At 69.5% G+C, this 2,433-nt stretch carries 3 protein-coding genes; 1 reads left to right on the top strand and 2 read right to left on the bottom strand.

Going from position 1 to position 2,433, the window contains the following annotated elements:
* On the bottom strand, nt 1-739 hold a 739-nt coding region (locus ABZ641_RS33190), incomplete at its 3' end, for an ATP-binding cassette domain-containing protein (RefSeq protein WP_359987905.1).
* Between the two features lie 43 nt (nt 740-782).
* Nucleotides 783-1,826 (bottom strand): substrate-binding domain-containing protein, encoded by a 1,044-nt coding sequence (locus ABZ641_RS33185; protein ID WP_344624331.1) that lies wholly within the window; start codon nt 1,824-1,826, stop codon nt 783-785.
* Nucleotides 1,827-2,152: 326 nt separating this feature from the next.
* Here ABZ641_RS33185 and ABZ641_RS33180 point away from each other — a divergent pair.
* On the top strand, nt 2,153-2,433 hold a 281-nt coding region (locus tag ABZ641_RS33180; protein ID WP_359987903.1), incomplete at its 3' end, for a winged helix-turn-helix domain-containing protein.

Raw genomic sequence — 2,433 nt, 5'->3', positions numbered from 1 at the left:
CGGCGTTGTCGGTGGCACCGGTGATGGCGGAGATGATCTCCTCCTGGCTGGTGGCCCGGCGGTCGAAGACGCCGTTGTTGCGGCCGAGCCGCAGCACGGCGACCTTGTCGGAGACCGCCATCACGTCGGCCATGTTGTGGCTGATCAGGATGACCCCGAGGCCGCGCTCGCGCAGGCGCTCGACCAGGTCGAGGACCTGCGCGGTCTGTTCGACGCCGAGCGCGGCGGTCGGTTCGTCCAGAATGACGACCTTGGGGTCGCCGACCAGGGCGCGGGCGATCGCGACGGTCTGGCGCTGGCCGCCGGAGAGCGAGGCGATCGGGATGCGCACGCTGGGGATCCGGATGGAGAGCGTGCTGAGCAGTTCGCGGGAGCGCTTCTCCATGGCGACCTCGTCCAGGACGCCGAACTTGCGGATCTCCCGGCCGAGGAAGAGGTTGCCCACCACGTCCAGGTTGTCGCAGAGCGCGAGGTCCTGGTAGACGGTCGCGATGCCGAGGTGCTGGGAGTCCTGCGGCCGGTGGATGCTGGTGGCCTTGCCCTGCCACTCGATCACGCCGTCGTCCGGGACGTACACCCCGGCGACCGCCTTGACCAGGGTGGACTTGCCGGCGCCGTTGTCGCCGACGAGGGCGACGACCTCGCCTGCGGGCACCTCCAACTCCACGTCGGTGAGCGCCTGGACGGCGCCGAACCGCTTCGAGACCCCGCGCAACGCCAGGACGGGTGGGCCTTCCACGGATATCAGCTCCCTTGTCGGTCGGACGGGTGGGAATGCCGCGTCACTGGAGACCGGCGGCCTTGCAGGCCTCGGCGTAGGTGGGAGTGCAGATCTGCTCGACGGTGTAGAGGCCGTCCTTGACCACGGTGTCCTTGATGTTGGACTTGGTGACCACGATCGGGGTGATCAGGTTGGCCGGGACCTTCTGGCCGCTGCCGCTGGTCGCGGTGGTCGGGACGTCGCTCGGGGTGAGCGAGGTGCCGTTGGCCCAGGCCGCGACGATCCTGGCGCTGGCCTCGGCCTCGGGCTCGTACGGCTTGTAGATCGTCATCGTCTGGGTGCCTGCGACGATGCGCTGGATACCGTCGAGCTGGGCGTCCTGGCCGGTCAGCGGGACGCTGATGCCGGCCGCCTTCATGGCGGTGGCGGCACCGGCGGCCATGCCGTCGTTGGCGGAGTAGATGCCCACGACGTTGGGCCCGCCGATGGCGGTGATCGCGGCGGCGGTCTCCTGGTTGGCCGTGTTCGGGTCCCAGTTCGGGGTGTCGTACTCCTTGCCGACCGTGAGCTTGCCGTCGATCACGCTGTGCGCACCGGCCTTGAACTGACCCGCGTTCGGGTCGGTCGGCGAGCCGTTGATCATGATGATCGAGCCCTTGCTGGCGTTCGCACCGACCGCGTCCACCAGGCCCTGGCCCTGGAGCTGGCCGACCTTGAAGTTGTCGAAGGAGACGTAGGCGTCGACCGGGCCCTGCGCGAGGCGGTCGTACGCGAGCACCTTCACGCCGGCGTCGTGGGCCTTCTGCACGGACGCCTGGATGGACTTGGAGTCGACGGCGTCCAGGACGAGGATCTTGTTGCCCTTGGTGAGGGCGGTGTCGACCTGCGTCTGCTGGAGCGTGGCGTCCTGGTTGGCGTTGTAGTAGTCGATCTGCGCGCCGGGGACGAGCTTCTTGATGTTCGCCTCGAGCAGCGGACGGTCGAACTGCTCGTAGCGGGTGGTCTTGGACTCCGGGAGGAGCAGGCCGACCTTGACGGTGCCACCGGAGGCGGCGCCGGACGCGCCGGAGCTGGTGGACTGCTTCGCGCTTCCGCAGGCGGCCATGCCCAGACCGACGGAGGCCGCCGTGGCGGCGACGACAAGCTGACGTACGACGAGCTTCACTGGACAGCCTCTCACTCGATCTCACCCCCGGACTCCGAGTCTGCGAGCCAATCACCGGCCCCGCGACAGCGGCTGGGCCAATGCGCGGTGGAATATCGCCCGTTCGGCCGTACCCGCCTCGACGGGGACCACGGGCGACCGACAACACCGGGGCCTGCACCGAAGATTCACCCGCAACAGACCAATGGTCCAGACCAGTGCCCTATGCTGACGGTGCACAGTCATGAGGTAGCGCTACGGATACGACCAGTGGGGGTCTCCTCGGCATGCCTGGACAACGGACGGAACGCCGCGCACCGGCGTACCTGGACATCGCGCGCGACCTGGGGGAGGACATCGGGCGGGGCCGGTTCCCGGTGGGGCAGAACCTGCCCTCGGAACGGCAGCTCGCCACCACGTACGGAGTGAACCGGCAGACGGTGCGGGCCGCCCTGCAGCACCTGCGGGCCCAGGGCTTCGTGGCCGGCGACCACCTGGGCACCTACGTGCTCGCGGCGCGGGAGGGACGGCCGGCCCGGCCCTCGCCCGGCCCGGCACCGGCCCACGC

The sequence above is a fragment of the Kitasatospora sp. NPDC007106 genome, assembly GCF_040634455.1.
GTDB lineage: Bacteria > Actinomycetota > Actinomycetes > Streptomycetales > Streptomycetaceae > Kitasatospora > Kitasatospora arboriphila.
The sequence above is the reverse complement of the archived record's forward strand: the minus strand, read 5'-3'. Positions and strand labels throughout refer to the sequence as shown.